Origin of the sequence: Variovorax sp. 770b2 (assembly GCF_900115685.1) — a bacterium.
Taxonomy (GTDB): Bacteria; Pseudomonadota; Gammaproteobacteria; order Burkholderiales; family Burkholderiaceae_C; genus Variovorax.
This window is the reverse complement of the sequence record NZ_FOXJ01000001.1, coordinates 1,516,429-1,539,638: the sequence shown is the minus strand read 5'-3', so window position 1 is coordinate 1,539,638 and position 23,210 is coordinate 1,516,429. Positions and strand designations below refer to the sequence as shown.

Below are 23,210 nucleotides of genomic sequence, written 5' to 3'. Positions count from 1 at the left end.
TGGAACGGTCTCCCGGAAAACCTCAAGAACCTCGCGCGACTTTCATTCAGGCAGCGACCGCGTCGTCCGTGCGCGTTGCCGCGGACGCCGACGCGCCCCGCTGCCCCGCAAAGTCGATGAACGTGAGCGTGACCACGGGCTGCCGCGGATCGGCCCGGTAGCGAGCGACGACCAGGGGCTCGATCGCTTGGAAGTTGTTCCTGCAGACATCCAGCAGGCGGTGTCCGACTTCGCGTGTGCCGAATCCGTCGTGCAGGGTGTCTTCAGAAATCTGCGCCACGACCCGTGCGCCCTCGGGCCCGTCGGGATAAACGGCAAGGCGCACCGAGGCGGTGTCGAAACAATAGATGCCCTCGAAATTCATGGCCGTGTCTCCTTGTATTGGGGGTGCGTGGGGGGTGCTTCGCGGCAAGGATTGAAGGCGCGCACGACCCCGGCGTGCGATGGAATTCGGCGCATGTTCGTGCAGGAATCGTCCTACAGTCGGCCGGAGCGTCCGTTGCGCAGGGCGCGGCTGCATCTTTGAGGTCATTGCCCTCGCCTCTCACGCGGTGCCGTCCCACGCACAAGCCATCGGGCCATGGCAAACATCGGCGCCATGTCATCCAACCCCACACAGATCAGTGCGCGCATCGTCGCGCCCGTCGAGTTCCGCGCCGGTGACGGCCCGCTGCTGGAGATTCGCGAAGGCGAGTGCCAGATCATCGTGGAAGGCGACAGCGCCGTGCTGACCTGGACCGAAGACGGCCAGCCGCTGACCGCCGCCATTCCGAAGATCGAGTTCGACCGGTTCATCGAATCGGGCGCGATCGTTCTCGGCGTGAGTTGAGCGGCGCGGTGCGTCATCTGGCAGCCGGGCGTTCGCGCTCGGCCACGAAGACCCGCGCGAGTTCGTAGGGCGGCGTGACCTCGCACTGCGCGTAGGTGCACGCGGTGGGCGGCTTGTCGGGCCGCCAGCGCACGAAGATGGCGCCGTGGCGAAAGCGATCGCCCTGCAGATGGTCGTAGCGCACTTCGCAGACGCGCTCGGGACGCAGCGGCACCCACGACAGATCCTTGCCCGAATTCCATCGGGTGCGCGCGCCGGGCGCGCGCTGGCGGGCCTGCAGCGCGGCGGTGGCCGCATCGTCGGCGCCGATCCAGGGGTGGCCGCGGCCGGCATTGCGCATGAGCGGCGCGAGTTCGCGCGCCAGTGCGCGGCGCGTTGCCATGTCGAACGACGAAGTCGCGCCCACGTGCTGCAGCACGCCCTGCGTGTCCCAGAGGCCGAGCAGCAGTGAGCCCACCGCGTCGTCACCCGACTTGTGCCACCGCAGCCCGGCCAGTACGCAATCGGCCGTGCGCACGTGCTTCACCTTGAACATGGCGCGCTGGCCGGGCAGGTAGGCCCCCTCGGCCCGCTTGGCGATCACGCCGTCCAGGCCGGCGCCCTCGAAACGGTCCAGCCATTGCAGGGCCACCGCGCGGCTTTCGGTCATCGGCGTGAGGTGGATCGGTGGCCCGACGTCGGCCATGAACGCGTCCAGCAGCATCCGGCGCTCGCTCTGGCTGCGGCGCTGCAGGTCGCGCCCCTCCAGTGCCAGCAGATCGAAGGCCACGAACGACGCCGGCGTCTCGCGCGCGAGGCGCTGCACCCGCGAAGACGCGGGGTGCACGCGCTGCAGCAAGGCATCGAAATCGAGCCCGGCCGCACCGGCGATGACGATCTCGCCGTCCAGCACGCAGCGCGCCGGCAAGCCTTCGCGCAGCGCCCCGTGCAGTTCGGGGAAATAGCGGTCCAGCGGCTTGAGGTCGCGGCTCTGGATGCGCACGCCGGACGCGTCGTGAAACACCACGGCGCGAAAGCCGTCCCACTTGGGCTCGTAGAGAAATTCGCCTTCGGGCGGTACGTCCTCGGCGATCTTCGCGAGCATGGGTTCGATCGGGCCGCTCGTCTGCATGGTCAGGGCGCGAGCGGTCGGGTTGGCCTGCCGGTCGCACGCTTGCGCGTCATGCGCTGCCCTTCCGGTTCGAGGGATCGCTCGGCGCGTTGGTGTCCGAGAGCTGTTCGGCGGGCGGGCCGAGCTTGCCGCTGTCGCCGCCCGCGGCCTGCGTGGTGCCGCCGTCGCGCTTCTTGCCGCGGCCCGAATAGATCTCGTCGTCGTCGAAATTCAGCGGCGCGCTGTCGGGCGTGCCGCCGCGCTCGAGCTTTCCGCGCGAAGGCGGGTTGTCGTCGTGGGGGCCGATGGGGTCGTTGCCGGAGGGGGTGATGCTGGAGGGGGGGATGCGGGATGCCATGGTTCGGGTCCTTCGGGAAAGAGAAGACGCTTCATGTTTTTGCAGCATCCGGCGGCGCCATGTCGGCGCGGCGGGGCATGCGCTGTAGGCGCAGCGCCACGGATCGGCGCAAGGCCGCGTCTTCATGGCGGACAGCGCGGCGTTGCCATGCAGGACAAGAGCGCGACCTGCATGCGCGGGCGTGGAATGCCGCGCCGCTGTGGCATTGTTCCTCTCGCCGCAACCTGTGCGGCCGCCATGCATTCATCCACGCGGAAAGGAGCGCCCCTCATGATCAAGATCGGCATCGTCGACGACCACGCGGTCGTTCGTTCAGGCCTCAAGGCTTTCTTCTCCACCTTCGTGGATTTCCGGGTGGTCGGCGAGGCCGGCACCGGCCGCGAAGCCATCGACATGGTCCGCACCACCGAAATGGACGTGCTGGTGATGGACCTGTCCATGCCCGGTCAAAGCGGCATCGATGCGCTGGCCATGGTGCGCGCCAAGGCGCCGCAACTGGGCGTGCTCATCCTGAGCGGCTATCCGGAGGAGCACTACGCGGTCAACCTGATCCGCCAGGGCGCCTCGGGCTATCTCAACAAGGAATGCGCGCCGGAAGAAATCGCCAACGCCATCCGCACCGTGGCGCTCGGGCGCCGCTACATCTCGGCCTCGGTGGCCGAGCTGCTCGCGGGCCAGCTGGAGCGCAAGGACAGTGAGCCGCCGCACAAGCACCTGTCGGAGCGCGAGTTCCAGGTGTTCCTGAAGCTGGCCAAGGGCGAATCGGTGGGCAGCATCGGCGAGGCGCTGTCGCTCTCGGTGAAGACCATCAGCACCTACCGCACGCGGCTCATGGAGAAGATGAACCTCTCCACGAACAGCGACCTCACCTACTACGCCGTCAAGACGCAGCTGATCGATTGAGCGCGCGGCGCCTGTATTCGACGTGAGGCACCGCAAGACGCTCAAGGCGGTCTTCTGGACTTTCGTCCTGACGGTCGCCGCGACGCTGCTGGCGGTCAACCTGGGCGGCAGCGAGAAAAAACTCGACGAACAGATCCACCGCGAGTACGCGCTGCACGACGCGCAGTACCAGCGCGCCCTGGGCGTGCTGCTCGGCCCGCCCATCACCGGCGGCAACCGCTTCGAGGCGCTCTACAACGGCGAGCGCATCTTCCCGCCGATGCTCCAGGCCATCCGCGCGGCCAAGCAAAGCATCACCTTCGAGACCTACATCTACTGGTCGGGCGACATCGGCCGCGCCTTTGCCGATGCGCTGTCCGAGCGCGCGCGGGCCGGCGTGCCGGTGCACGTGCTGCTCGACTGGGTCGGCAGCGCCAAGGTGGACGACGATTTCATCAAGGAGATGGAATCCGCGGGCGTGCAGATCCGCCGCTTCCACAAGCCGACCTGGTACGACATCGCCCGCATGAACAACCGCACCCACCGCAAGCTCCTGGTGGTGGACGGGCGCGTCGGGTTCACCGGCGGCGTGGGCATCGCGCCCGAATGGACCGGCCGCGCACAGGACGCGGACCACTGGCGCGACTCGCACTACAAGGTCGAAGGTCCGGTGGTGGCGCAGATGCAGGCGGTGTTCATGGACAACTGGATCAAGGTGTCGGGCGACGTGCTGCACGGCGAGCGCTACTTTCCGCCGCTCGCCGCCGTGGGCGAAGGCCGCGCCCAGGTGTTCAGCAGCTCGCCTTCGGGCGGCAGCGAGAGCATGCACCTGATGTACCTGCTGTCGATTGCCGCGGCCACCAGGACCATCGACCTCTCCAGCGCCTACTTCGTGCCCGACGACCTGACCGTGGGCGCGCTGGTCGCGGCCATGCAGCGCGGCGTGCGCCTGCGGATCATCGCGCCGGGACCGATCATCGATTCGCAGACCGTGCGGCGTGCCTCGCGCGCCGGCTGGGGCCCGCTGCTGGAGGCCGGCGCCGAGATCAGCGAATACCAGCCGACGATGTTCCATTGCAAGGTCTTCATGGTCGACGGGCTCTTGGTGTCGGTCGGCTCGACCAACTTCGACAACCGCTCGTTCCGACTGAACGACGAGGCCAACCTCAACATCTACGACGAGGCTTTCGCCGCCGTGGAAACCGAACAGTTCGAGGCGGACCTGAAGGAGTCGAAACGGGTCACGCTCCAAGCGTGGAAGAACCGCCCTCTGCACGAGAAGGCGATGGAGCACCTGGCGTCGGTGCTCTCGGTTCAGCTCTGAGACGAAAAAAAGCGGCCCGAAGGCCGCATTTTTTTTTCTTTGGATTCACGCGTCAGCGCGTCAGCTGCGCGCCTTGGCGGCGCGTGCGGCGTTGCGCAAGTCGCGTATCTGGTCGTGGTTGCGTTGCGCGCCCTGCGCCTGCGTCTGAAGGATCTGGCGCACGCCCGCGGGCAGCGCCTGCTTCAGGGCCTTGCGATAGCGCGCCACGGCTGCGTCTTCGCCGCGCTCGCACTCTTCCAGGATGGACAGCTCGCTGTTCGCACCCAGCGCGCCCTTCACATGGACCCAGCCGCGGTGCATCGCACCGGTGGCCGTGCCGCCGTCCGCAGGCTTGCCGCCGAAGGTGATGACGAGTTCCACCAGCTGGCTGGCCGACGCCTGGCACTGCGCCGCGCGCGACGCGAAGACTTCCTTCAGGCGCCCGGTCTCGACCTCTTCCGCGCAGGTGCGAAAGCCGTACTCGCCGTCGCGGGTGTTTTCCAGCAGGTCGTTCAGCACGTCGACCACGTCGTCGTTCGAGAGCGGATCGCCGCCGGGGATCGCCATGTCCTCCTCGCGGAAGTAGAGGCGGTCGGCACGCTCCCATGCGGCGTGCGAGGCCGGACGGGCGCGCTCCCAATCGAGCGACGAGGCGCCGCGGCGCGCCTCCCATTCGCGTGCGAGCGAAGGCTCGACCGAGGCGAATTCGTCGACCGCCGCGTTGCGGCTGGACCAGCCCAGCTCGTAGGCCGGGCCGTAGTCGTCGTAGCTGCGGCCGGTCTCGTAGTAAGGCTCGCGGTCGTAGGCGTTTTCCCAATACGAGCGCTCGGCGGTCGGGTTCACGCGCTCGGCCACGGCCTTGCCGCCGAGCCCGCCGACCACCGCACCGACGACGAGGCCGGCCGCCGCGCCCACCGGCCCCCCGGCCGCGCCGACTGCGGCACCCGCCACGGCGCCACCCGTGGCGCCGACGCCGGTGCCGACGGGATGGGCGCCGGGTGCGCCCGAAATGGGATCGCGGTTGAGATCGTCAGGATGAAGGGATGAGCGGTCTTTTGCCATGGTGGCTCCTTTGGAAATGAGGTTGAAGTTGAACGAACAGACTTCATCCTGGAGGTCACGGCAGACCCGGCCGTGGGGCTTCGGCGCGGCTGCTTGTAGGCGCAGTCGGGCCTTGCGCGGATCACTTGCCCGGCGATGTCCAGCGCGCCAGGTAAGGCGCCGTGCGGCTCCCCGCGGCGTTCGCCACGTCCTGCGGCGTGCCGCTCGCCACGATGCGCCCGCCCTCCTCGCCCGCGCCCGGTCCCATGTCGATCACCCAGTCGCAGGCGGAGACCAGCCGCATCTCGTGCTCGACGACGATGACGGTGTTGCCGGCATCGACCAGGCCGCCCAGCTGCGTCATGAGCTTGTCCACGTCGGATGGATGCAGGCCCGTGGTCGGCTCGTCCAGCACATAGAGCGCATCGCCGCGCTGCGAGCGCTGCAGCTCCGTCGCCAGCTTGATGCGCTGCGCCTCCCCGCCCGACAGCTCGGTGGCCGGCTGGCCCAGCCGCAGGTAACCCAGGCCGATGGCCGCGAGCAGCCGCAACGGCCGTTCGATGGCGCCGTCGTCCGCGAAGAAGGTATGCGCCTCTTCCACCGTCATGGCCAGCACATCGGCGATGGTGCGCTCGCGCAGCGTCACCTTCAGCGTCTGCTCGTTGAAGCGCGATCCGTGGCAGGTGGGGCACGGCGCATACACGCTGGGCATGAAGAGCAGCTCGACGCTCACGAAGCCTTCGCCCTCGCAGGTCGGGCACCGGCCTTTCGCCACGTTGAACGAGAACCGGCCGGCATCGAAGCGGCGCGCGCGGGCGGCCTTGGTGTCGGCGAAGCGCTTGCGCACGTGGTCGAAGAGGCCCGTGTACGTGGCCAGGTTGGAGCGCGGTGTGCGGCCGATGGGCTTCTGGTCCACGCGCACCAGCCGGCGGATGCGGTCCATGCCGCCGGCGATGTGGCCGCCGGTGCGGCCCGCGAGGCTGGGCTCGGCATCGGGTTCGTCGTCGGGCGGCGGCGCCTCGTGGCCCAGGTGCGCGGCCACCAGCTCGACCAGCGCCTGGCTCACCAGGCTGGATTTGCCCGAGCCGGAAACGCCGGTCACCGCCGTCATCACCCCGAGCGGAAACGCCACCGAGAGGGCCTGCAGGTTGTTGCGCGTGACGCCTTCCAGCTTCAGCCATTCGGCCATCCCCCGCACCGGCCGCGAAGATGCCGCGTGCGGCGCAAACAGGTACCGCGCGGTGTGCGACGCCTTCACATGGCGCAGTCCCTCGGGCGGGCCGCTGTAGAGAACGAGGCCGCCCTTCTCGCCGGCATCGGGGCCCACGTCCACCAGCCAGTCGGCACGCCGCATCAGGTCCAGGTCGTGCTCCACCACGAACAGCGAATTGCCCGAGCGCTTGAGCGTGTCGAGCGCCACGACCAGCGCTTCGCCGTCCGCGGGATGCAGCCCGGCCGAGGGCTCGTCGAGCACGTAGACCACGCCGAACAGGTTCGAGCGGATCTGCGTGGCGAGCCGCAGGCGCTGCAATTCGCCCGGCGACAGCGTGGGTGTGCTGCGGTCCAGCGAGAGATAGCCCAGGCCCAGCTCGGTCAGCACCGTGACGCGCTCCAGCAGGTCGTGCGCAATGCGCTGCGCGGCGATGCGCTTTTCCGCCGATTGATTGGGCGTGCGGCGCACGTCGGGCGCCGCCGCATGCGCGCCCCCTTTTTCGCGCAAGGCGCTGCGGCTCGTCCCGAGGCTGGACGACGCCGGCGCCTCGCCCGCCGCCACCGGCCGCAACACCTGCGCGAACTGCCCCAGTGGCATGCGCGCGATCTCGCCGATGTCGTGCCCCGCGAAGCGCACCGACAAAGCCTCGGGCTTGAGCCGCTTGCCCTTGCAGGCCGGGCAGTCGCCGCCCACCATGAAGCGCGCGACGCGGTTCTTCATGAGCGCGCTCTGCGTGGTCGCGAAGGTGTGCAGCACGTACTTGCGCGCGCCCATGAAGGTGCCCTGGTAGCTCGGCTCCGTCTTGCTGCGCACCGCTGCGCGCGTCTCGGCGGGCGTGAAGCCGGCGTACACGGGCACCGTGGGCTGCTCTTCGGTGAAGAGGATCCAGTCGCGCGTTTTCTTCGGCAAGTCGCGCCAGGGCCTGTCGACGTCGATGCCCATGGTGACGAGGATGTCGCGCAGGTTCTGGCCGTGCCATGCGGGCGGCCAGGAGGCGATGGCGCGTTCGCGGATGCTGAGGGTGTCGTCCGGCACCATCGAGCGCTCGGTCACCTCGAAGATGCGGCCCAGGCCGTGGCATGTCGGGCATGCGCCCTGCGGCGTGTTGGGCGAAAAATCTTCCGCATAGAGCATCGGCTGGCGCGGCGGATAGTCGCCGGCGCGCGAATAGAGCATGCGCAGCAGGCTGGACAGCGTGGTGACGCTGCCCACCGAGGAGCGCGTGCTCGGCGTGCCGCGCTGCTGCTGCAGGGCCACGGCGGGCGGCAGCCCGTCGATGGCATCGACCGCGGGCACGCCCACCTGGTCGATCAGCCGGCGCGCATACGGCGCGACCGATTCGAAATAGCGCCGCTGCGCCTCGGCATACAGCGTGCCGAAGGCCAGCGAGGACTTGCCCGAGCCGGAGATGCCGCTGAACACCACCAGTGCGTCGCGCGGGATGTCGACGTCGACGTTGCGCAGGTTGTGTTCGCGTGCGCCGCGAACGCGCACGAAGTGGTCGATGTCGTGGGCGGGAGTGCTGGTGGGTTTGCCGGTGGATTTGCTGGCAGGTTTGCGCGCCATGATTTCTTCTTTCTGTCTTCTGCTGTGCACACGTCGGAAGCCTGCAGGTTACGACGGGTCCCGGCTGTGAGAACCGGGCCACCCCGGGCGTCGGACGCCCGCGCACCGCATCTCATACGATCCACGCCATGACGACGATGCCCGATTCCGATTCGCTCGCGCTGATCGACGCCTGCTCAGAGGCCTCGCTCGCGCTCCTGGAAAGCAACCTGACACCGCACGGCATCCTGGCCGCCAGCCGCACCGAGGCGGCCGTGGCGCGCCGCTACACGCGCATCTTCGGGCGCGATGCCGCGATCTGCGTGATGGCCATGTGCGGCAGCGGCGTGCCCGCGCTGGAGCAAGGCGCGGTCGCCAGCCTCGATGCGCTCGCGGCGCAGCAGGCGGCCAATGGCCAGATTCCCAAGTACGTCGACCCCGAGGGCCAGGATGCGGACTTCTGGTACCTGGGCTGCATCGACGCCACGCTGTGGTGGCTGATCGCGGTGGACCACGTGCGCCGCCACGGCAAGGTCGGCCCATCGCATTGGGAAGACGGCGTGGCCCGCGCGATCGGCTGGCTGCTCGCGCAGGAGCACCAGCACTTCCGGCTGCTGCAGCAGAACGAGGCGAGCGACTGGGCCGACATCATGCCGCGCTCGGGCTACGTGCTGTACAGCAACGCGCTCTGGTACGACGTCAAGCGCCGCTTTGCGCTCGACCATGCCGAGGAAACGCAGCACCACTTCAACCACATGTTCAACCCGTTCCAGCGCGACCTGCCCGAGTACCACCGGGCGCGGCTGCTGCGGCACTACGCGCGGCGCGGGCGGCGCGACCCGGGCCTGTACCTGAGCTTCGTCAACTTCGCGGTCGTCGGCGACGAGGGCGACGTGTTCGGCAACGTGCTCGCGCTGCAGGCCGGGCTGGCCGACCCCGCGATGGCCAGCCGCATCGTGGACACCATCGCCACGGCGCGCGCCAGCGACCCGTACCCGGTGCGGGTCGTGCTGCATCCGCTGTCGCGCCAGCACGAACTCTGGCGGCCCTACATGGGGCGCCACCAGCAGAACGACGTGCACCAGTACCACAACGGCGGCATCTGGCCCTTCGTCGGCGGCTTCTGGGTGATGGCGCTGGCCGGGCTCGGGCAGGATGCGCTCGCCTGGGCCGAACTCGCACGGCTTGCGAAGGTGAATGCCCTGGACGACTGGCGTTTCACCGAGTGGTTCCACGGCAGGACGCTGGTGCCGATGGGCATGGCCGGCCAGAGCTGGAATGCGGCGACCTTCCTGCTCGCCCGTCGCGCGCTGCAGGGGCGCGCGGACGCGTGGTGACTCAGCCCTTCGCCACTTCCAGCGTTTCCACTTCACGCGCCAGTACTCGCCCTGGCCGCGCGCCCGTCGGGCCGCCGCCCTGCCACACGACCGCGCCGTTGACGATCACCGCCTCGATGCCGCGCGCAGGTGCCATCGGCGATTCGTAGGTGGCGGCTTCGTCCACGGTGTCGGCATCGAACAGGGTCAGGTCGGCGTAGGCGCCTTCCTTCAGCACGCCGCGGTCCTTCAGGCCGAAATTCTTCGCGGTAAGGCCGGTCATCTTGTAGATGGCGGTCTCCAGCGGAAACAGCCCCAGCAGCCGGCCGTAGTGGCCCAGCACGCGCGGAAAGCTGCCCCACAGCCGCGGATGCGGCGAGGCGTCGTGCGGCAGGCCGTCGGAGCCGATCATGGTCTGGTCGAACTTCAGGATGCGCTGCACGTCGGCCTCGTCCAGCCGGAAGTAGATGCCGCCCGCGGGGCTGAGCTGGCGGATCGCCTCGTCCTGGCTCACGCCCAGCTTCTTCGCGATGACGTCCAGGTCCTGGCCCGCGTACTCGGGCATCGGCTTGGACCAGCTCACGATCACGCGCGACGAGCTCGCGGCGCGGTCGGACGAGAGGATGGTCGATCCGGCCGTGTAGGGGTAGCAGTCCAGGCAGATGGGCTGCGTGGCCATGTTCTTCTCGATGAAGGAGAGCGCCTCCTGCGAGCGGCCGTGGTTCTCGGGCCCGACCACCTTCATGTGCGAGATCACCACCTGCACGCCCACCTCGCGGCCGACGCGGAAGGTTTCCTTGAGCGAGTCGATCACGCGGTCGGCCTCGTTGCGCATGTGGGTGCAGTAGACGCCGTTGAAGTCCTTCAGCGGGCGGCAGGTCTCGATGACCTCCTCGGTCGGCGCGGCGACCGCAGGCTCGTAGTAGAGGCCGGTGGAAACGCCGATGGCACCGGCCTCCAGCGCTTCCTGCACCAGCGCGCGCATGCGCACGATCTGTTCAGCGGTGGCCGGCAGGCCCAGGTCGTCCAGCGTCGCGACGCGCAAGGTGGTGTGTCCCACGAGCAGCGCGCAGTTGGTGGCCGCGGGCTTGGCGCGCAGCTCGGCGATGTACGAGGCGAAGGTCGGAAAGGAGAACCAGCCGCCCTCTTCGTCCAAGAGGTTCAGCGGCGGCGTGACCGGCTGCGTGATGCCGCCCGGCATCGGCGCGAGCGAGATGCCGCAGTTGCCCGCGACCACGGTGGTGATGCCCTGGCTCACCTTGGGCGCCATGTCGGGGTTGGACAGCATGAGGCGGTCGTCGTGCGTGTGCGCGTCGATGAAGCCGGGTGCCGCGATGCGCCCTGCCCGGTCGATTTCCACTTCGCCATGCGAGGCGGAGAGATCGCCGATGCGGGCGATGCGGTCGCCGCGGATGCCGATGTCGCCCGCAAAACGCGGTGCACCGGTGCCATCGACGATGCTGGCGTTGCGGATGAGAAGGTCGAATTTTTCCTGCATCGGATACCTTGAATGCCTTGGATTGAAAGAGAGTTAAAGCAGCGCGCCGCGCGCGGCAATGGGCCACAGGGCCTCCACCCGCTCGCCGCGCACGCAGACCAGTTCGTCGTAGAGATTGACGGTCGGGTCGCAATGGCCGGGCACCAGCATCAACTGGTCGCCCAGGGACAGCGCGGCGGCATCGGACGTGGCCAGCGCGCCGTGTTCGTCGGCGGCTTTCACGTAGCGCAGGTCGGGGCGCTGCCACACGGTGGGCAGGCCCGAATCGACGCTGGAGGCCTTCAGGCCCGCGTCGACCACGGCGCGCTGGGGCGTGGCGCGGCTCATGACGGTGGTGCGCACGAACAGCGCGTGTTCGAACGCGATGTCGTCTTCGCCGCGCCGGTTGTCGCCGTAGTCGCGGTCCATGAAGACGTAGGAGCCGGCCTGGATCTCGTTGAACACGCCCGAGTCACGCTCGTGCTGGAAGCTGCCGGTGCCCGCGCCCGTCACGCGCTCGACTGCGATGCCGCAAGCCTCGATGGCGGCGCGGGTCGTGCGCGCGGCCTCCACGGCACCGGCGATGGCCGCGGCGCGCTCCTCGGGGGCGCGCAGGTGCTGGGCCGGCCCGTGGTAGCAGTGCAGGCCCATGAAGCGAAGCTGCGGCGCGGCGTCCGCGACCTGCAGCGCGAGCCGCACCGCCTCTTCGCCGGGCGCCACGCCGCAGCGGTTGGCGCCGACGTTGACCTCCACGTACACATCCAGCGTCACGCCCTCCTCTTGAGCGACGGCGCGCAGCGCTTCGACCTGCTGCGGATGATCGACCAGCACGCCCATGCGCGCCTCGCGGGCCAGCGCAGCGAGGTGGCGCAGCTTGGTCTGGCCCATCACCTGGTTGGTGACCAGAACATCCTGGATGCCGGCTGCCACGAAAACCGCCGCTTCGCTGACCTTCTGGCAGCAGATGCCAGCCGCGCCCAGGGCCATTTGCCGCAAGGCGATTTCCGGTGTCTTGTGGCACTTGGCATGGGCGCGCAGGCGCACGCCGCTGCCGCGCAACGCCTCGGCCATGCGCGCGAGGTTGCGCTCGAACGCATCGAGGTCGAGCACGAGCGCGGGGGTGTCGATGGCGCCGACGAGGTCGCCTGGCCTTGCGGCTTTCCAGGGGGTCATTGGGAGCGTGCTTTCAGCCGGTTCAATCGATCTTGGCGCCGGAGTCCTTGATGATCTTTGCCCACTTGACCGTCTCGCGCCGCGACAACTCGAGGAACTGCTCGGCCGTGCCGAAATCGGTCTCGGCGCCCAGCAGCCTGAAGCGCTCGCGCAGGCCCGGGTTGGCCAGCGCGGTGCGGATCTCGGCATTGAGCCGCGTCACCACGTCCTTGGGCATGCGCGCCGGCCCGATGATCCCGCCCCAGGCCTCGACCTCGAAGCCCGGCACGCCGGCCTCGGCGATGGTGGGAACGTCCGGGTAGGTGGGCGAGCGCTGGCGCGAGGAGATGCCCAGCGCCCTCACCTTGCCCGACTGCGCGAGCGGGCCGGAGACGGGCGTGTTGACCATCATCAGTTGCACGCCGCCGCCGATGAGGTCGGTCACCGCCGCCGTCGCGGCCTTGTAGGGCACGTGCAGCATGTCCGTGCCGGTCATCGACTTGAAGAGCTCCACGCCCAGGTGCGCGGTGGTGCCGTTGCCGTCCGACGCGAAGGCCAGCTTGCCCGGGTTCTTCTTCGCGTAGGCGACCAGCTCGGTCACGTTCTTCACCGGCAGGTCGTTGTTGACGATCATCAGGTTCGACAGGCGCAGCGTGTTGGCGACCAGCGTCAGGTCTTTCTCCACGTCGTACGGCACGTTGGGCAGCAGCGACCGGTTGGTGGCCAGCGAGACGATGTTGCCGTAGGCCAGCGTGTAGCCATCGGGCGCGGCATGCACCAGGTCCATGGTGCCGATCGTGTAGGAGCCGCCGGGCTTGTTGTCGATCACGATGGGCACGCCCATCTGCTGCGACAGCTGCGCGCCCAGGGCGCGCATCAGCGAATCGGGCGCGCCGCCGGGGGCCGAAGGCACGATCAGGCGGATCGCCTTGTCGGGATAGGCCGCCAGGGCCGGCAGCGAGACCACCGCCATCGCGGCAGCGACGAAGGCACAAAGCAAGGCACGTGGACGCATGGCAGAGAACTCCGGCAGTGAAGAATCGGTGCGCCGATGATCAGTTCGCATGCCGCATTGGACAAGCCACGTTTTCTGGGATTAGCATGAGCTTTCCTCATGCACGGTGGAGGTGCGCCCAGGCAGCACCAACAGGTGCATGCACCAGACTTGTTCTTTTCTCATGACCCAGCACGTTCGCGCCCCTTCGACGATGTCCTTGATGTGCCTGGAGGCCAGCGCGCGGCTGCGCTCCTTCACCGCGGCCGCGCAGGAACTGCGCCTCACGCAGGGCGCCGTGAGCCGGCAGGTACAGACGCTGGAAGACCGGCTCGGCGTGAAGCTCTTCACGCGCCGGCGCGAGGCCCTGGCGCTGACGGACGCGGGCCGCTACTACCTGGGCGAAGTCGCACCGCTGCTGCAGCGGCTGGAGCGCGCCACGGCCAACGTGATGGCGCTCAAGGGGCGCGGCGGCGAACTGTCGCTGTCGTGCGGCGCCTCGGTCGGCAGCTACTGGCTGATTCCGCGCCTGCCGGGATTCACCCGCGACCACGGCGAGATCACGCTGAACCTGGGCACCCGCGTGGGACCGGTGGATTTCGCCGCCACGCCGGTCGATGCGTCGCTCGAATTCGGCGACGGCAAGCGCCCGGGCCTGCACAGCGAGTTCGTGCTGGCGCTGGACCTCTCGCCCTACGCGGCGCCCGCATGGATCGCCGCGCACGGCAAGACGGTCGATGCGAACACGCCGCGCTCGGCGCTGATCCACCACCAGACGCTGCCGGGTGCCTGGGACGAGTGGTTCGCGCGCGAAGGCATCGTGGGCGAAGCAGGACGCGAAGGGCCGCGCTACGACATCATGTCCATGGCCCTCAACGCGTCATTGGCCGGCATGGGCGTGGCGCTGCTGCCGCCCTACATGAGCGACGAGTCGGTGGCATCGGGGCGCCTGAGGCGGCTGTCGCGGCGCAAGTGGCGCTATGCCAAGGGCTATTACCTCGTGTACCCGGAGGAGTCGGCGCAGATGCAGTCGCTGCAGGTCTTCAGGCAGTGGCTCTTGGCGCAGGCGAACGACGCCTGACGGTCACAGCATCTGCACCGTCACCTGCGACATGCCGCGCAGATGGCGCGGGCCCAGGCGCGCATCGTTGGCGGAGATCAGGCACAGCGTGCCCAGGTGCGCCTCGAGCGGCCCCGCGTTCTTCTCGTACAGCACCAGCACCTTCTCGCCGATCGTGCCGTTGTAGAGCTCGTTCCAGCTGAAGACGGCTTCGTAGCCGTCGTCTCCGCGCACGCGGACGATGCAGCGCTTGAGCTCGGGGCGCGGCCTTTCCGAGAGGCCGCAGTGGTCGAGCACGTCGATGAGCCGGGCTCCCGCGTAGCTGTCCACCTGCGCGACGGGACGGCCTGAAAAGCACAGGACCTGCGTGGGCCCCAGTTCGTGCCGGCCCAGCTTCACGAGGTCTTCGATGGTGAAGATGCGCGGCCGGGGAACGCCGCCCAGGATCTTCAGCGGCTCGGTGTCTGCAATGGCAACAACGATGTTCATGGTCGCTCCCGGTCTTGAACAAATGCGACGGCAATCGCGACATCCATCTGCCGCGGTGGCTTCTCGAAAGGCGCGCCGGCGAGCGCGGCGCGCATCGCGCTCTCGTCGAGCACGGGGTACCCGCTGCTTTTCTGCACGGCGAGCGACCCGGAGAGGATGTCGCCGTTCTCGGTCAGGACGAAGCGGATGGTCGGCGCGCCGACATAGCCCGCTTCGCGCGCCTCGGCCGGATAGACCAGCCTGTTCTGGATCGCCCGCTTCAGGCTCGCGAGGTATTTGCGAAGGGCGTCGGCGTCGGCATTGCGCGGGCGCACGGTCTGCTGCACGCGCTCTTCCTCGGCACCGTTCGCCGCGGGCGGCGCGGCGGCCAATGGCGCAGGCAGGTCGGGCGTGCGCTGCGCGGGCGCCTCGGCGGGAACTTCCACCTGGACCGGGCTCGGCGCGGCCTGGCGCATTGCAGTCGGCCGTTCGCGCGCTTCCTTCCTGGTTGCGGACTTCGGCAATGCCGATGCCGGCGGCGCGGGCGCCACCCGCTGCTCCCGCGGTGGCTCGGCCACGGCGGACGCCGTGGGCCGCCCGGCGAGCTGCTGTTCGCTCTGGCGATTGCTCACCATCCCCAGGAGATCGACCCGCAGCTGCTCGTGCCGCGGCGGGCGCGCGGGCGCCCAATCGTTCATCAACCACGGCAACACCAGCCCCGCATGCAGCAGCACCGAAATGCCGAGCCCGACCGCGAACACCAGGCGCAGTCGCCGCTCGGGCAAGGCGCCTACGGCAGTCACTTCGTGCCCACCTCGGTCTGCACGGCCACCCTGGCGAAGCCGAGTTGCTTCAGCACATCGGCCACGTCGATGAAGCGCTGCAGCTGCACCGTCCTGTCGGCGCGCAGCAGGAAGGCGGTCTGCCTGTCCACGGCGGCGAGCCTTGCCTTCAGCCCGTCGGCATTCACGGTCTCCCCGCCGAAATGGATGACGCCCGCCGCATCGATGACGATCGTCTGCGTCTGCGAGGTGTCGGACCGGCTCGCGCTGGCCTGCGGCAGGTTCACCGGAATGCGCCCGCTCGCGATGAAGCTCGAGGTCGTCAGCACGATGGTGAGCAGCACCAGCATGATGTCCACGAACGGGAGCATGTTCATGCTGTCAATCGGCTTTTCGGTCACGCGCGATCTCCCATTCGAGGATCAACACCTGCACCTTGCGCAGCAGCGTGTTGTAGAGCACCACTGAGACCAGCGCCACCGCCAGCCCCACCGCGGTGGCCTTCAGCGCGAGCGCCAGGCCCACCATGATCTTGCCGGTGTCGATGGAGGCGTCCTGCCCCATGTTGTAGAAGGTCAGCATGATGCCGAACACGGTGCCCAGGAGGCCCAGGTACGGCGCGTTGCTCGCCACCGAGGCGATGACGAAGAGCTTGCGCGTCAGCGTCAGCTCCAGCGACTTGATGTCGCGGATGGCGTGCGTGTCGATGCGGCAAAAGAGCCAGGCGCGCTCGATGCCGATGGCCACGACGACCACGCTCAGCACCACCAGGAGGCCGATGACGCCGTAGTCGATGGCGCCGGCGAGCCAGTTCGTGTTCATTGAATTTCTCCTCTCTCGGTTCTTCAGAAAACCACGCCGGCCTGCACCAGCACGCGGGTGCGGCCGTCGCGCGCGATCTCCTGCGGCCGCGACCCGATGGCGCGCGCGACCTGCACGCGCCCGAACAACGAACCGTAGCGCGCCTGGTATCCCACGCCCACGTCCGACAGGCGCACGCCGTGGCTCGTGGCGGTGTAGGCGGCGTTCTGCAGCCAGGCGCGTCCGAGGTCGGCGAACACACCCACCGAATGCGTGAGCCCTTCCGGTGCGGGCAAGGCGTAGCGCACTTCCGCATTGAGCAGGTAGCCGTTGTCGCCGCTCACCCATTCGCGGTACGCCCGCACGCCGTTGGGGCCCGAGATGCTCATCTGCTCGCTGCCGTCCAGGTTCTTGTTGCGCAGCGCCTTCTGCAGGCTCAGTGCGGCGCTTGCGGTCCAGCCCTTGGCGACTTCCATGTTCGCGGCGAGCCGCAGGTTCAGGTGGGCGAAGTCGCCGGCCGTGTCGGCGCCGGCCTTGTTGATCGCCTGCTGCGCGGGGTCGGCGATGTCCAGATGGCCGTAGCTCACCCCGGCGCTGAGGTTCGTGTAGCCCGGCCGGCCCAGCAGGTCGCCCCAGCGTTCGTGCTGCACGCCGAAGGTGGCGACCTTCGCGGTCTTGTTGTCGATGCTCTCAGCCACGCCCACCTCGTCGCGCAAGTGCCGGGACGCGAGATTCAGGCTCAAGGAAAGGTTCTGCTCGCGGCTGCGCAGCAAGGGATAGCTGAAGGTGGCCTCCACGGTGCGCGCCCTGCCCTTCGCCTCGAGGTCGCTGTAGTCGCCGCCCAGGTGATAGGTCGTGCGTGCGGCGGCGAGCTCCAGGCGCAGGCCGCTGACGGTCAATGGAAAGCTGTAGGCCAGCCTGCCGTTGTCCAGGCCCCCGCCTTCGGTGCCCATGAGGTTGAGGCTCAGCTTGTCGGCGACGCCGAAGGGCGAATTGATGTCCAGCCCTGCGCTCAGCCGGTTCCTGCCTGTGTAACTGGAGCCCTGGTTGTCGCCCAGCACATAGCCGGTGAAGCGCTTGCTTTCTCCCACTTCGACATCGAAGTCCGAGGTGCCCGGTGCGTCGCCCGGAGAGATGGTGAGGCGCGGCAAGGCGGCGCCGGGCATGTCGCCGACGAGCAGCATCGCGCGCTCCAGGTCTTCGCGAGAGACGGCCTTGCCGGCCTGCAGCGGTGCGAACACGCCGCCTATCGTGCCGTCGCGCACCAGCGACCGGTTCTTGAACGCGAGCTTTCCGTAGGTGCCCACGAGGACACGGATCACCAGCGTGCCCGCGCTTGCGTCCTGTCTCGGCACATAGGCGCGCGCCACGAGGTAGCCGCGGCTGCGGTACAGCGCCGTGATCTTGCCGGCGGCCTGCTCGATCTCGGCCATCGACAGCGCGCGGCCGCGGTAGGGATCGAGCACGGCCTGCAGCTCGGCGGGCGGAATGGTTTCGGCACCTTCGACCCTGAATTCGCGGACCGCGAGCGTTTCGCCGGCGGGCAGGTTCATCGGCCGCTCGGGCTGCTCGACGATCACCGGCGCAGGCGGCTGGCTCGGGGCCGGTGGACGCGGAGGCTGGGCTTCCCTGAGCGCATCGCCGATGCCGTAGCTGGGCACAGGCTGAACCTGGGCATGGCTTGCGGCTGCGAATGTGCAGAGCACGGAGAAAGCGGCAAGCGCTGGATGCACTCGGCGTGAAGACGAGGCGGGACGGGCTGGGTTCATGTCGCAACGGAACGAAGAAAAGGAATGGAAGGCGGCGTCGGCGAAGGCGTCCCGCATGGGGATGGCGACCTCACCGCGGCGTCGATGGCTGCGCGGCAGGTGCTGCCTTGTTTTCTTCGTCTTCCAGTTCGAAGACCTTGCCGTCGATCTCGATGCGCTGGATGTTGGCGGAGAAGTTGCGCTTGTCGGCCAAGACGATGTTGTCCGCCAGCAAGGCCGCCCGTTGCGCGAGGCCTGCGGTCGCTTCGGCGGCGGGACGCTCCTGTTGTCTCTGTGTCTGGGCGGCGGCGTTCGACGCGAGACGGGTGCCGGTCTCGGCACGGGCCTGCAGCGCCGCAGCCTGGGCGGCGGCTTGGGTTGCGGCCTGTGCAGCGGCGTTGGCCGCAGCCTGTGCAGCAGCGGCGGCCGCGGCCTGTTCCTGCGCCGCCGCCTCGCTCGATGCCTGCGCCGCCGCCGCTGCGGCCGCTTGTGCCGCTTGTGCCGCTTGTGCCGCTTGTGCCGCTTGTGCCGCTTGTGCCGCTTGTGCCGCTTGTGCCGCGGCCTGCGCCGCCGCAGCAGCACGGGCGGCAGCCTCTGCCGCAGCTTGTGCCGCCGCCTCGGCTGCCGCGTCGCGATACGTGCTGTTGGTGATGGCGCCTGTGCCCGTGCCCCCTCCGACCAGGCGGCCCGTGCTGTCGTTCCCCTGCGTGACCGTTCCGGTCGCGTGCGAGTTGTCGATGTTGCCGCCCTCATTGCGGCCCACCAGTCCGCCGGCGAAGCCGGAGTCGGCGCCACCTGTCACGTTGCCGCTGGCTCGCGAGTTGGAGATGCTGCCGCCAGCCGTCTGCCCCACCAGGCCGCCGGCCGCATAGGAGCCAGACACGTTGCCGGTCGCATAGGAGTCCGTGATGACGCCTTGGTTGCCGCCCACCAGGCCGCCCGCGCTTTCGCCCGAGGCATTGCCGGAGGCATACGAGCCGGAGATGGCGCCGCTGTTCGAGCCGACCAGGCCGCCCACGCCGCTGCCGACCCCGCCCTTCACGTCACCGGTCGCGTAGGAGTCGGTGATGCTTGCGCCGTTGCCGCCGCTGTTCCCCACCAGGCCGCCGGCAATTCCGCTGGAAGTCGTCACCGTGCCGCTTGCATGCGAGCCTGAAATGCTGCCGCCGCTGTTGAAGCCCACCAGCCCGCCGTAGCTCTCGGCGCCAGGCAAGACGACCGGCCCACCGGTCACGTTGCCGGTGGCGTAGGAGTTGACGATGCGACCGCCCATGTTGCTGCCTGCCAGTCCACCCACGTTGCCCTGCCCGCCCGCGACGTCGCCCGTGGCATGGCTGTTGACGATGAGGCTGGTGGGGCCGTTGTTGATCCCGGTCAGGCCGCCGACGGAACTCGAGTTGTCCGATACCGTCACCTTGCCCGTGGCGTAGGAGTCGGCGATGGTGCCGCTGACGTTGCCGCCGACCAATCCGCCGATGTTCTGGTTGGTCTGGCCGGAGCTGGGATCACTCAAGGCCGCGACGTTGCCGGTAGCGTTGGAGCGAAGGACCTGGTAGGTGGCACCGAAGTTCCTGCCCAGCAGTCCGCCGATGTATTGGTAGGCCCCTGCGTAGCGGGAAGTTCCCGTCACCGTGGCGGTGGAATAAGAGTCCGAGATGATGCCGTCGCCAACGAAAAACTCGCCCGTCGGGATGTCGAACTTGCTCCCGTTGTAGCCCACCAGGCCGCCCACGTTGGTGAAGCCCTGCACCGCCCCCGTAACGTAGGCGTGGCTGATGCTGCCGCCGATGTTCTCCCCGACCAGTCCACCGACCCGGCCGTAGCCGCTCACGTTGACGTTGAGCAAACCGATGTCGCGGATCACACTGCCGATCTGGGCCGTGCCGACCAGGCCGGTCGGCGTCTGCATGGCGTCGTTGTGTATCGGCTCCAGGATCGTCAGGTTGCTGATCGTGTGGCCGAGCCCCGCCAGCGTTCCCGAAAGGGTGGACACCACCGTATTGCCGTAGGTCTTGCCCGATGCATCGAGGTCGCCCGCGAGTGCATAGCGCCCCGCCGCAACGCCGCCCGTGTCGTCGATAGCCTCCAGGTCGCTCATGCTGTGGATCAGCGTATAGGCCTGTCCATTCATCGCCAGGGTCGCATTGGCACCACTCAGCGTGACCGATGCGCCTTGCGCCGTGTTGATGCTGTAGTCCCTCGTGGAGCCGAAATTCAGGTTCAGCCCTGCGCTCAGTCCCGTCGCGGCGATTGGCGCATTGATGAGGATGTCGTTGGCCGCGGTCAGCGTGAGCGCGGTGCCGGCCGACCAGTTCACGGCCTGGTCAACGTGGATGTGGCCGTCGGCGCCGCTTGCCCCCGTCGAGGCGATCGTCACGTTGTTGTTGCCCAGTTGCGTGCCGAGTTGGGCGCCGCCGATGTTCGCACCCGCGCCAACGGTGAATCCGTCGGAGGTCAGCGTCCACGTGCCCGTGCTGCCGCTCGCCGCCTTGGTGGTGACGGCCGCGTCGTCCATCACCCTGACGCTGCGGCCCGAGGTCTCGATGGTTCCGCCGTCGCCGCCCAGGGGCGCCGATGCATCCAGCGTTCCGCCCACGTTGGCCGTGCCGCGATCCGCGCGCACGACGATGCCGCCCTTCAGGTCGTCCACCGTGCGCGCCTGCACGATGCCGGTGTTGTTCACCTGGCTGCTCAGCAGGTCGTAGGCCGCCTTCGCGGTGAGGATCACCTTGCCGCCGTCGGCATAGATCGCGCCCTTGTTCTCGACCAGCGCGCTCAGCGTGCCCTGGTCGATGCTCACGTTCACCAGTGAATCGCCGTTGAAGTTGAGGCTGATCTTCTCGCCGCTGCCCAGTGCCACCGTGCCCTTGGTCGCGACGATCACGCCCTGGTTCGACACAAGACTGCCCAGCAGCGCCACGTAGCCGCCGTTGACCGCGGTGAGCGTGCCCATGTTGATGACCGAGTTGCTGCCGCCGTTGCCGTTGAACACGTAGCGCCCGGCGTTGAAGTCGGCGTCGCTGATGTCCAGCGTGCTGGCCACGAGACCGGAGGTGTTCACGCTGCTGCCCCGGGTGAACAGCACGCCGTTCGAATTGATCAGGAAGACCTTGCCGTTGGCGTTCAGCACGCCGTCGATCACGCTGCGTTCGTTGCCGACGACGCGGTTGAGCGTGATCGCCGATGCATTGGGCTGACTGAAGTTGACGGTCTCGCCGGCGCCGATGCCAAAGCCCTGCCAGTTGATGGTCGCGCGCTGCGTGCTCTGGTCGATGCGGGTCACGCTGCCCGCCTGGCCGATGGTGGCACCGCCGCTGGTGACCACGCCGCCTTGCGGTGCGGCCATTCCCATCGATGAACAAAGAAGCGCGCAGATGGCTGCGCATACTTTTGAATTCAATCGGGGACGACGGCTTCTGGATTTCTTCGCGACCTGCGTCATTCGTTCACCTGTCTCGTTATATTTCTGAGAGTATAGCGACCGTGATTTTTCATGCGCTATCCGGATGAATCTTGAATCGCATTACCCTGCAATTCAATGCCGATGCATTACCTACATGCGATGCAATCTATATACAAACCTATATAGCGCTAAAGACTCACGCCCAATGCTTCATCCAATTCATCCAGGAGATACCGTGAGAAAACTTTCGATCAAGAAAATTGCGCTGGGCGTTTCCGCGTCCGCGCTGATGCTGGGTTCGTCCGCTACGTGGGCGCAGTCCATCAACGTGGCCGTGGCGGCGAATTTCCAGGGGGCGATGGTCCAGCTGGTCAATGCCTTCGGGGCCTCGGGCCTGCCGTTCTCGAGCAGCAGCTTCACCGTGACTTACGGCGCGACGGGCGATTTCCAGACGGCCATCGGCACCGCGCTGTCGGCACCCGGCGGCACCACGCCGTATGACCTGTTCTTTGCGGCGGACGACACCACGCCGGCCGCTCTGCGCGCGGCTTATTCCAGCGTGGTGCAGGTGCCGTTCCGCTATGCCGAAGGCAAATTGATCCTGTGGTCGAAATTCGGCCCGAACGTGAGCGCCAGCGGCTCGGCCGGTTTCCCCAACCCTGCGAGCTACGCCTATGCGAACGGCCAGGTTGCGATCGCCAACACGGTCACTGCACCGTATGGCACCGCGGCCAAGCAGGTGCTCAGCCGGGTCAACGGCATTGCCTATCCTGGCGGTGCCTATGACGCCAAGTTCAGCCAGTACACCACCATCGGTACCACCTATACGGCGGTGAATGCGAGCAGCAGCGCCACCACGTATCCCAACATGGGGTTCGTCGCCAAATCGCAGGTGTGCAATGGCTCCGGTGCAATCAACCCGCTGCTCACCGGCACGTACTTCGAGTACACGCCCGCCACGGTGAACGGCAATCCGCCGCATGACCGCCTGCTGCAGGATGCAGCGGCGATCCGCGGCCGGCCCGGCTCGACCAATGCCGCGGTCGATGCTTTCATTGCCTACGTGGGCAGCACGGCCGGCCGCACGATCATCCAGAACAACTGCTACATCCTCTGAGGACACGGAGGCAGGCAGCGTCATAAGCCACACCTATCAAGCCATCCGATCAAACGATTGGCACTGAAAAGCCCGTTCGGAAACCATCTCTCCCGGTGCAGCGTTTTGCTGCCACCTCACAACCAGGAGATGAAATTGGCAAAGACAGTGTGTGTGCTTTACGACGACCCGGTCACCGGCTACCCCAAGACCTGCGCCCGCGACGACCTGCCGCATCTGGAGCGCTATCCCGACGGGCAGACGCTCCCCACGCCCAGGCGCATCGACTTCAAGCCCGGCACCCTGCTGGGCAGCGTCTCTGGCGAACTGGGCCTTCGCTCGCGCGCCAGTGCGACGACGCAGTTCAGTTGCCTGATGAACATCGGCGCACCGGCGAGCCGGCCGCGCCGGGGAGGGAGATCAGTCGGTGCCGACCATCACGCTCGATGCCTTGATCACCGCATAGGCCGAGCCGCCCTCGGTGAGGTTGAGCGACTGCGCGGAGCTGCTGGTGATGGTGGAGACGACCTGCACGCCGGGTGCGATTTCCAGTGTGACTTCGGTCGTCACCGGACCGCGGACGATGGAGATGACCTTGCCGGACAGGACATTGCGGGCGCTGATCTTCATGGGGACTCCTTCGGGTTGAAGA

21 protein-coding genes and 1 pseudogene are annotated in these 23,210 nt (G+C 68.0%); 7 read left to right on the top strand and 15 right to left on the bottom strand.

The window, feature by feature from the left end; translation table 11 throughout:
- Window positions 1–46: 46 nt before the first annotated feature.
- Entirely contained in the window at window positions 47–364 is a 318-nt protein-coding gene (locus tag BM133_RS07100; protein WP_093432603.1) for a hypothetical protein, read from the bottom strand.
- 234 nt (window positions 365–598) lie between these two features.
- Between BM133_RS07100 and BM133_RS07095 the strand changes: the two genes are divergently transcribed.
- On the top strand, window positions 599–829 hold the full coding sequence (locus BM133_RS07095; RefSeq protein ID WP_093435125.1) for a hypothetical protein: 231 nt from the start codon (window positions 599–601) through the stop codon (window positions 827–829).
- A 13-nt stretch (window positions 830–842) separates the two neighbouring features.
- Here BM133_RS07095 and BM133_RS07090 read toward each other — a convergent pair whose 3' ends face one another.
- Both BM133_RS07090 and BM133_RS07085 read right to left on the bottom strand, forming a co-directional pair.
- On the bottom strand, window positions 843–1,940 hold the full coding sequence (locus tag BM133_RS07090) for an ATP-dependent DNA ligase (RefSeq protein ID WP_093432601.1): 1,098 nt from the start codon (window positions 1,938–1,940) through the stop codon (window positions 843–845).
- A 49-nt stretch (window positions 1,941–1,989) separates the two neighbouring features.
- Window positions 1,990–2,277, bottom strand: coding sequence for a hypothetical protein (locus tag BM133_RS07085; protein WP_093432600.1), 288 nt, complete (start codon window positions 2,275–2,277; stop codon window positions 1,990–1,992).
- Window positions 2,278–2,547: 270 nt separating this feature from the next.
- Between BM133_RS07085 and BM133_RS07080 the strand changes: the two genes are divergently transcribed.
- Both BM133_RS07080 and BM133_RS07075 read left to right on the top strand, forming a co-directional pair.
- The gene (locus tag BM133_RS07080) at window positions 2,548–3,180 is read left to right on the top strand and encodes a response regulator (protein WP_093432598.1); all 633 of its coding nucleotides are present in this window, start codon (window positions 2,548–2,550) and stop codon (window positions 3,178–3,180) included.
- Between the two features lie 22 nt (window positions 3,181–3,202).
- Window positions 3,203–4,483, top strand: coding sequence for a phospholipase D-like domain-containing protein (locus BM133_RS07075; protein WP_177224738.1), 1,281 nt, complete (start codon window positions 3,203–3,205; stop codon window positions 4,481–4,483).
- Between the two features lie 60 nt (window positions 4,484–4,543).
- On the opposite strand, the gene BM133_RS07070 is transcribed toward BM133_RS07075, so the two are convergent.
- The gene (locus BM133_RS07070; protein ID WP_093432597.1) at window positions 4,544–5,524 is read right to left on the bottom strand and encodes a ferritin-like domain-containing protein; all 981 of its coding nucleotides are present in this window, start codon (window positions 5,522–5,524) and stop codon (window positions 4,544–4,546) included.
- Window positions 5,525–5,645: 121 nt separating this feature from the next.
- On the bottom strand, window positions 5,646–8,282 hold the full coding sequence (locus tag BM133_RS07065) for an excinuclease ABC subunit UvrA (protein WP_143100091.1): 2,637 nt from the start codon (window positions 8,280–8,282) through the stop codon (window positions 5,646–5,648).
- Window positions 8,283–8,410: 128 nt separating this feature from the next.
- Between BM133_RS07065 and BM133_RS07060 the strand changes: the two genes are divergently transcribed.
- Entirely contained in the window at window positions 8,411–9,598 is a 1,188-nt protein-coding gene (locus BM133_RS07060; RefSeq protein WP_093432595.1) for a glycoside hydrolase 100 family protein, read from the top strand.
- Between the two features lies 1 nt (window position 9,599).
- Here the strand turns inward: BM133_RS07060 and BM133_RS07055 are convergent, their stop codons facing one another.
- The 3 genes from BM133_RS07055 to BM133_RS07045 are packed head-to-tail and all read right to left on the bottom strand — an operon-like array spanning window position 9,600 to window position 13,221.
- Window positions 9,600–11,075, bottom strand: a complete 1,476-nt coding sequence (locus BM133_RS07055; RefSeq protein WP_093432594.1) for an N-acyl-D-amino-acid deacylase family protein — start codon at window positions 11,073–11,075, stop codon at window positions 9,600–9,602.
- 33 nt (window positions 11,076–11,108) lie between these two features.
- Window positions 11,109–12,227, bottom strand: a complete 1,119-nt coding sequence (locus tag BM133_RS07050; protein WP_093432592.1) for a DSD1 family PLP-dependent enzyme — start codon at window positions 12,225–12,227, stop codon at window positions 11,109–11,111.
- A 22-nt stretch (window positions 12,228–12,249) separates the two neighbouring features.
- Window positions 12,250–13,221, bottom strand: a complete 972-nt coding sequence (locus tag BM133_RS07045) for a Bug family tripartite tricarboxylate transporter substrate binding protein (protein ID WP_093432591.1) — start codon at window positions 13,219–13,221, stop codon at window positions 12,250–12,252.
- A 163-nt stretch (window positions 13,222–13,384) separates the two neighbouring features.
- Between BM133_RS07045 and BM133_RS07040 the strand changes: the two genes are divergently transcribed.
- A complete protein-coding gene (locus BM133_RS07040; protein ID WP_256219076.1) occupies window positions 13,385–14,281 on the top strand; it encodes a LysR substrate-binding domain-containing protein in 897 nt (298 codons plus the stop codon).
- A gap of 3 nt (window positions 14,282–14,284) precedes the next feature.
- On the opposite strand, the gene BM133_RS07035 is transcribed toward BM133_RS07040, so the two are convergent.
- The 6 genes from BM133_RS07035 to BM133_RS07010 form a co-directional block, all read right to left on the bottom strand.
- Window positions 14,285–14,749, bottom strand: a complete 465-nt coding sequence (locus BM133_RS07035; protein WP_093432588.1) for a molybdopterin-binding protein — start codon at window positions 14,747–14,749, stop codon at window positions 14,285–14,287.
- Window positions 14,746–15,513 (bottom strand): cell envelope integrity protein TolA, encoded by a 768-nt coding sequence (locus BM133_RS07030; RefSeq protein WP_093432587.1) that lies wholly within the window; start codon window positions 15,511–15,513, stop codon window positions 14,746–14,748. Before BM133_RS07030 ends, BM133_RS07035 begins: the two co-directional genes overlap by 4 nt.
- A 14-nt stretch (window positions 15,514–15,527) precedes the next feature.
- Window positions 15,528–15,887 (bottom strand): ExbD/TolR family protein, encoded by a 360-nt coding sequence (locus BM133_RS07025; protein WP_218158347.1) that lies wholly within the window; start codon window positions 15,885–15,887, stop codon window positions 15,528–15,530.
- 4 nt (window positions 15,888–15,891) lie between these two features.
- The gene (exbB, locus tag BM133_RS07020) at window positions 15,892–16,332 is read right to left on the bottom strand and encodes a TonB-system energizer ExbB (RefSeq protein ID WP_093432584.1); all 441 of its coding nucleotides are present in this window, start codon (window positions 16,330–16,332) and stop codon (window positions 15,892–15,894) included.
- 23 nt (window positions 16,333–16,355) lie between these two features.
- A complete protein-coding gene (locus BM133_RS07015) occupies window positions 16,356–17,972 on the bottom strand; it encodes a ShlB/FhaC/HecB family hemolysin secretion/activation protein (RefSeq protein ID WP_177224737.1) in 1,617 nt (538 codons plus the stop codon).
- A 178-nt stretch (window positions 17,973–18,150) separates the two neighbouring features.
- Complete coding sequence (locus BM133_RS07010) at window positions 18,151–21,405, bottom strand: GLUG motif-containing protein (protein WP_177224736.1); 3,255 nt, start codon at window positions 21,403–21,405, stop codon at window positions 18,151–18,153.
- A 292-nt stretch (window positions 21,406–21,697) separates the two neighbouring features.
- On the opposite strand from BM133_RS07010, the gene BM133_RS07005 reads away from it, so the two are divergent.
- Window positions 21,698–22,579 carry a substrate-binding domain-containing protein gene (locus BM133_RS07005; RefSeq protein ID WP_177224735.1) on the top strand — a complete coding sequence of 294 codons (882 nt, stop codon included), beginning with the start codon at window positions 21,698–21,700 and terminating at the stop codon, window positions 22,577–22,579.
- A 135-nt stretch (window positions 22,580–22,714) separates the two neighbouring features.
- Window positions 22,715–22,897 (top strand): annotated as a pseudogene (locus BM133_RS35430) (NAD-dependent formate dehydrogenase); the annotation flags it as partial.
- Between the two features lie 81 nt (window positions 22,898–22,978).
- On the opposite strand, the gene BM133_RS06995 reads toward BM133_RS35430, so the two are convergent.
- On the bottom strand, window positions 22,979–23,188 hold the full coding sequence (locus tag BM133_RS06995; RefSeq protein ID WP_093432578.1) for a TOBE domain-containing protein: 210 nt from the start codon (window positions 23,186–23,188) through the stop codon (window positions 22,979–22,981).
- Window positions 23,189–23,210: the final 22 nt, after the last annotated feature.

Excerpts from the sequence above, each read along its gene's own strand:
- BM133_RS07100 (WP_093432603.1), bottom strand. The coding sequence starts at position 364 with ATGAATTTCGAGGGCATCTATTGTTTCGACACCGCCTCGGTGCGCCTT.
- BM133_RS07095 (WP_093435125.1), top strand. The coding sequence starts at position 599 with ATGTCATCCAACCCCACACAGATCAGTGCGCGCATCGTCGCGCCCGTC.
- BM133_RS07090 (WP_093432601.1), bottom strand. The coding sequence starts at position 1,940 with ATGCAGACGAGCGGCCCGATCGAACCCATGCTCGCGAAGATCGCCGAG.
- BM133_RS07085 (WP_093432600.1), bottom strand. The coding sequence starts at position 2,277 with ATGGCATCCCGCATCCCCCCCTCCAGCATCACCCCCTCCGGCAACGAC.
- BM133_RS07080 (WP_093432598.1), top strand. The coding sequence starts at position 2,548 with ATGATCAAGATCGGCATCGTCGACGACCACGCGGTCGTTCGTTCAGGC.
- BM133_RS07070 (WP_093432597.1), bottom strand. The coding sequence starts at position 5,524 with ATGGCAAAAGACCGCTCATCCCTTCATCCTGACGATCTCAACCGCGAT.
- BM133_RS07065 (WP_143100091.1), bottom strand. The coding sequence starts at position 8,282 with ATGGCGCGCAAACCTGCCAGCAAATCCACCGGCAAACCCACCAGCACT.
- BM133_RS07060 (WP_093432595.1), top strand. The coding sequence starts at position 8,411 with ATGACGACGATGCCCGATTCCGATTCGCTCGCGCTGATCGACGCCTGC.
- BM133_RS07055 (WP_093432594.1), bottom strand. The coding sequence starts at position 11,075 with ATGCAGGAAAAATTCGACCTTCTCATCCGCAACGCCAGCATCGTCGAT.
- BM133_RS07050 (WP_093432592.1), bottom strand. The coding sequence starts at position 12,227 with ATGACCCCCTGGAAAGCCGCAAGGCCAGGCGACCTCGTCGGCGCCATC.
- BM133_RS07045 (WP_093432591.1), bottom strand. The coding sequence starts at position 13,221 with ATGCGTCCACGTGCCTTGCTTTGTGCCTTCGTCGCTGCCGCGATGGCG.
- BM133_RS07040 (WP_256219076.1), top strand. The coding sequence starts at position 13,385 with ATGACCCAGCACGTTCGCGCCCCTTCGACGATGTCCTTGATGTGCCTG.
- BM133_RS07035 (WP_093432588.1), bottom strand. The coding sequence starts at position 14,749 with ATGAACATCGTTGTTGCCATTGCAGACACCGAGCCGCTGAAGATCCTG.
- BM133_RS07025 (WP_218158347.1), bottom strand. The coding sequence starts at position 15,887 with ATGAACATGCTCCCGTTCGTGGACATCATGCTGGTGCTGCTCACCATC.
- exbB (WP_093432584.1), bottom strand. The coding sequence starts at position 16,332 with ATGAACACGAACTGGCTCGCCGGCGCCATCGACTACGGCGTCATCGGC.
- BM133_RS07010 (WP_177224736.1), bottom strand. The coding sequence starts at position 21,405 with ATGGCCGCACCGCAAGGCGGCGTGGTCACCAGCGGCGGTGCCACCATC.
- BM133_RS06995 (WP_093432578.1), bottom strand. The coding sequence starts at position 23,188 with ATGAAGATCAGCGCCCGCAATGTCCTGTCCGGCAAGGTCATCTCCATC.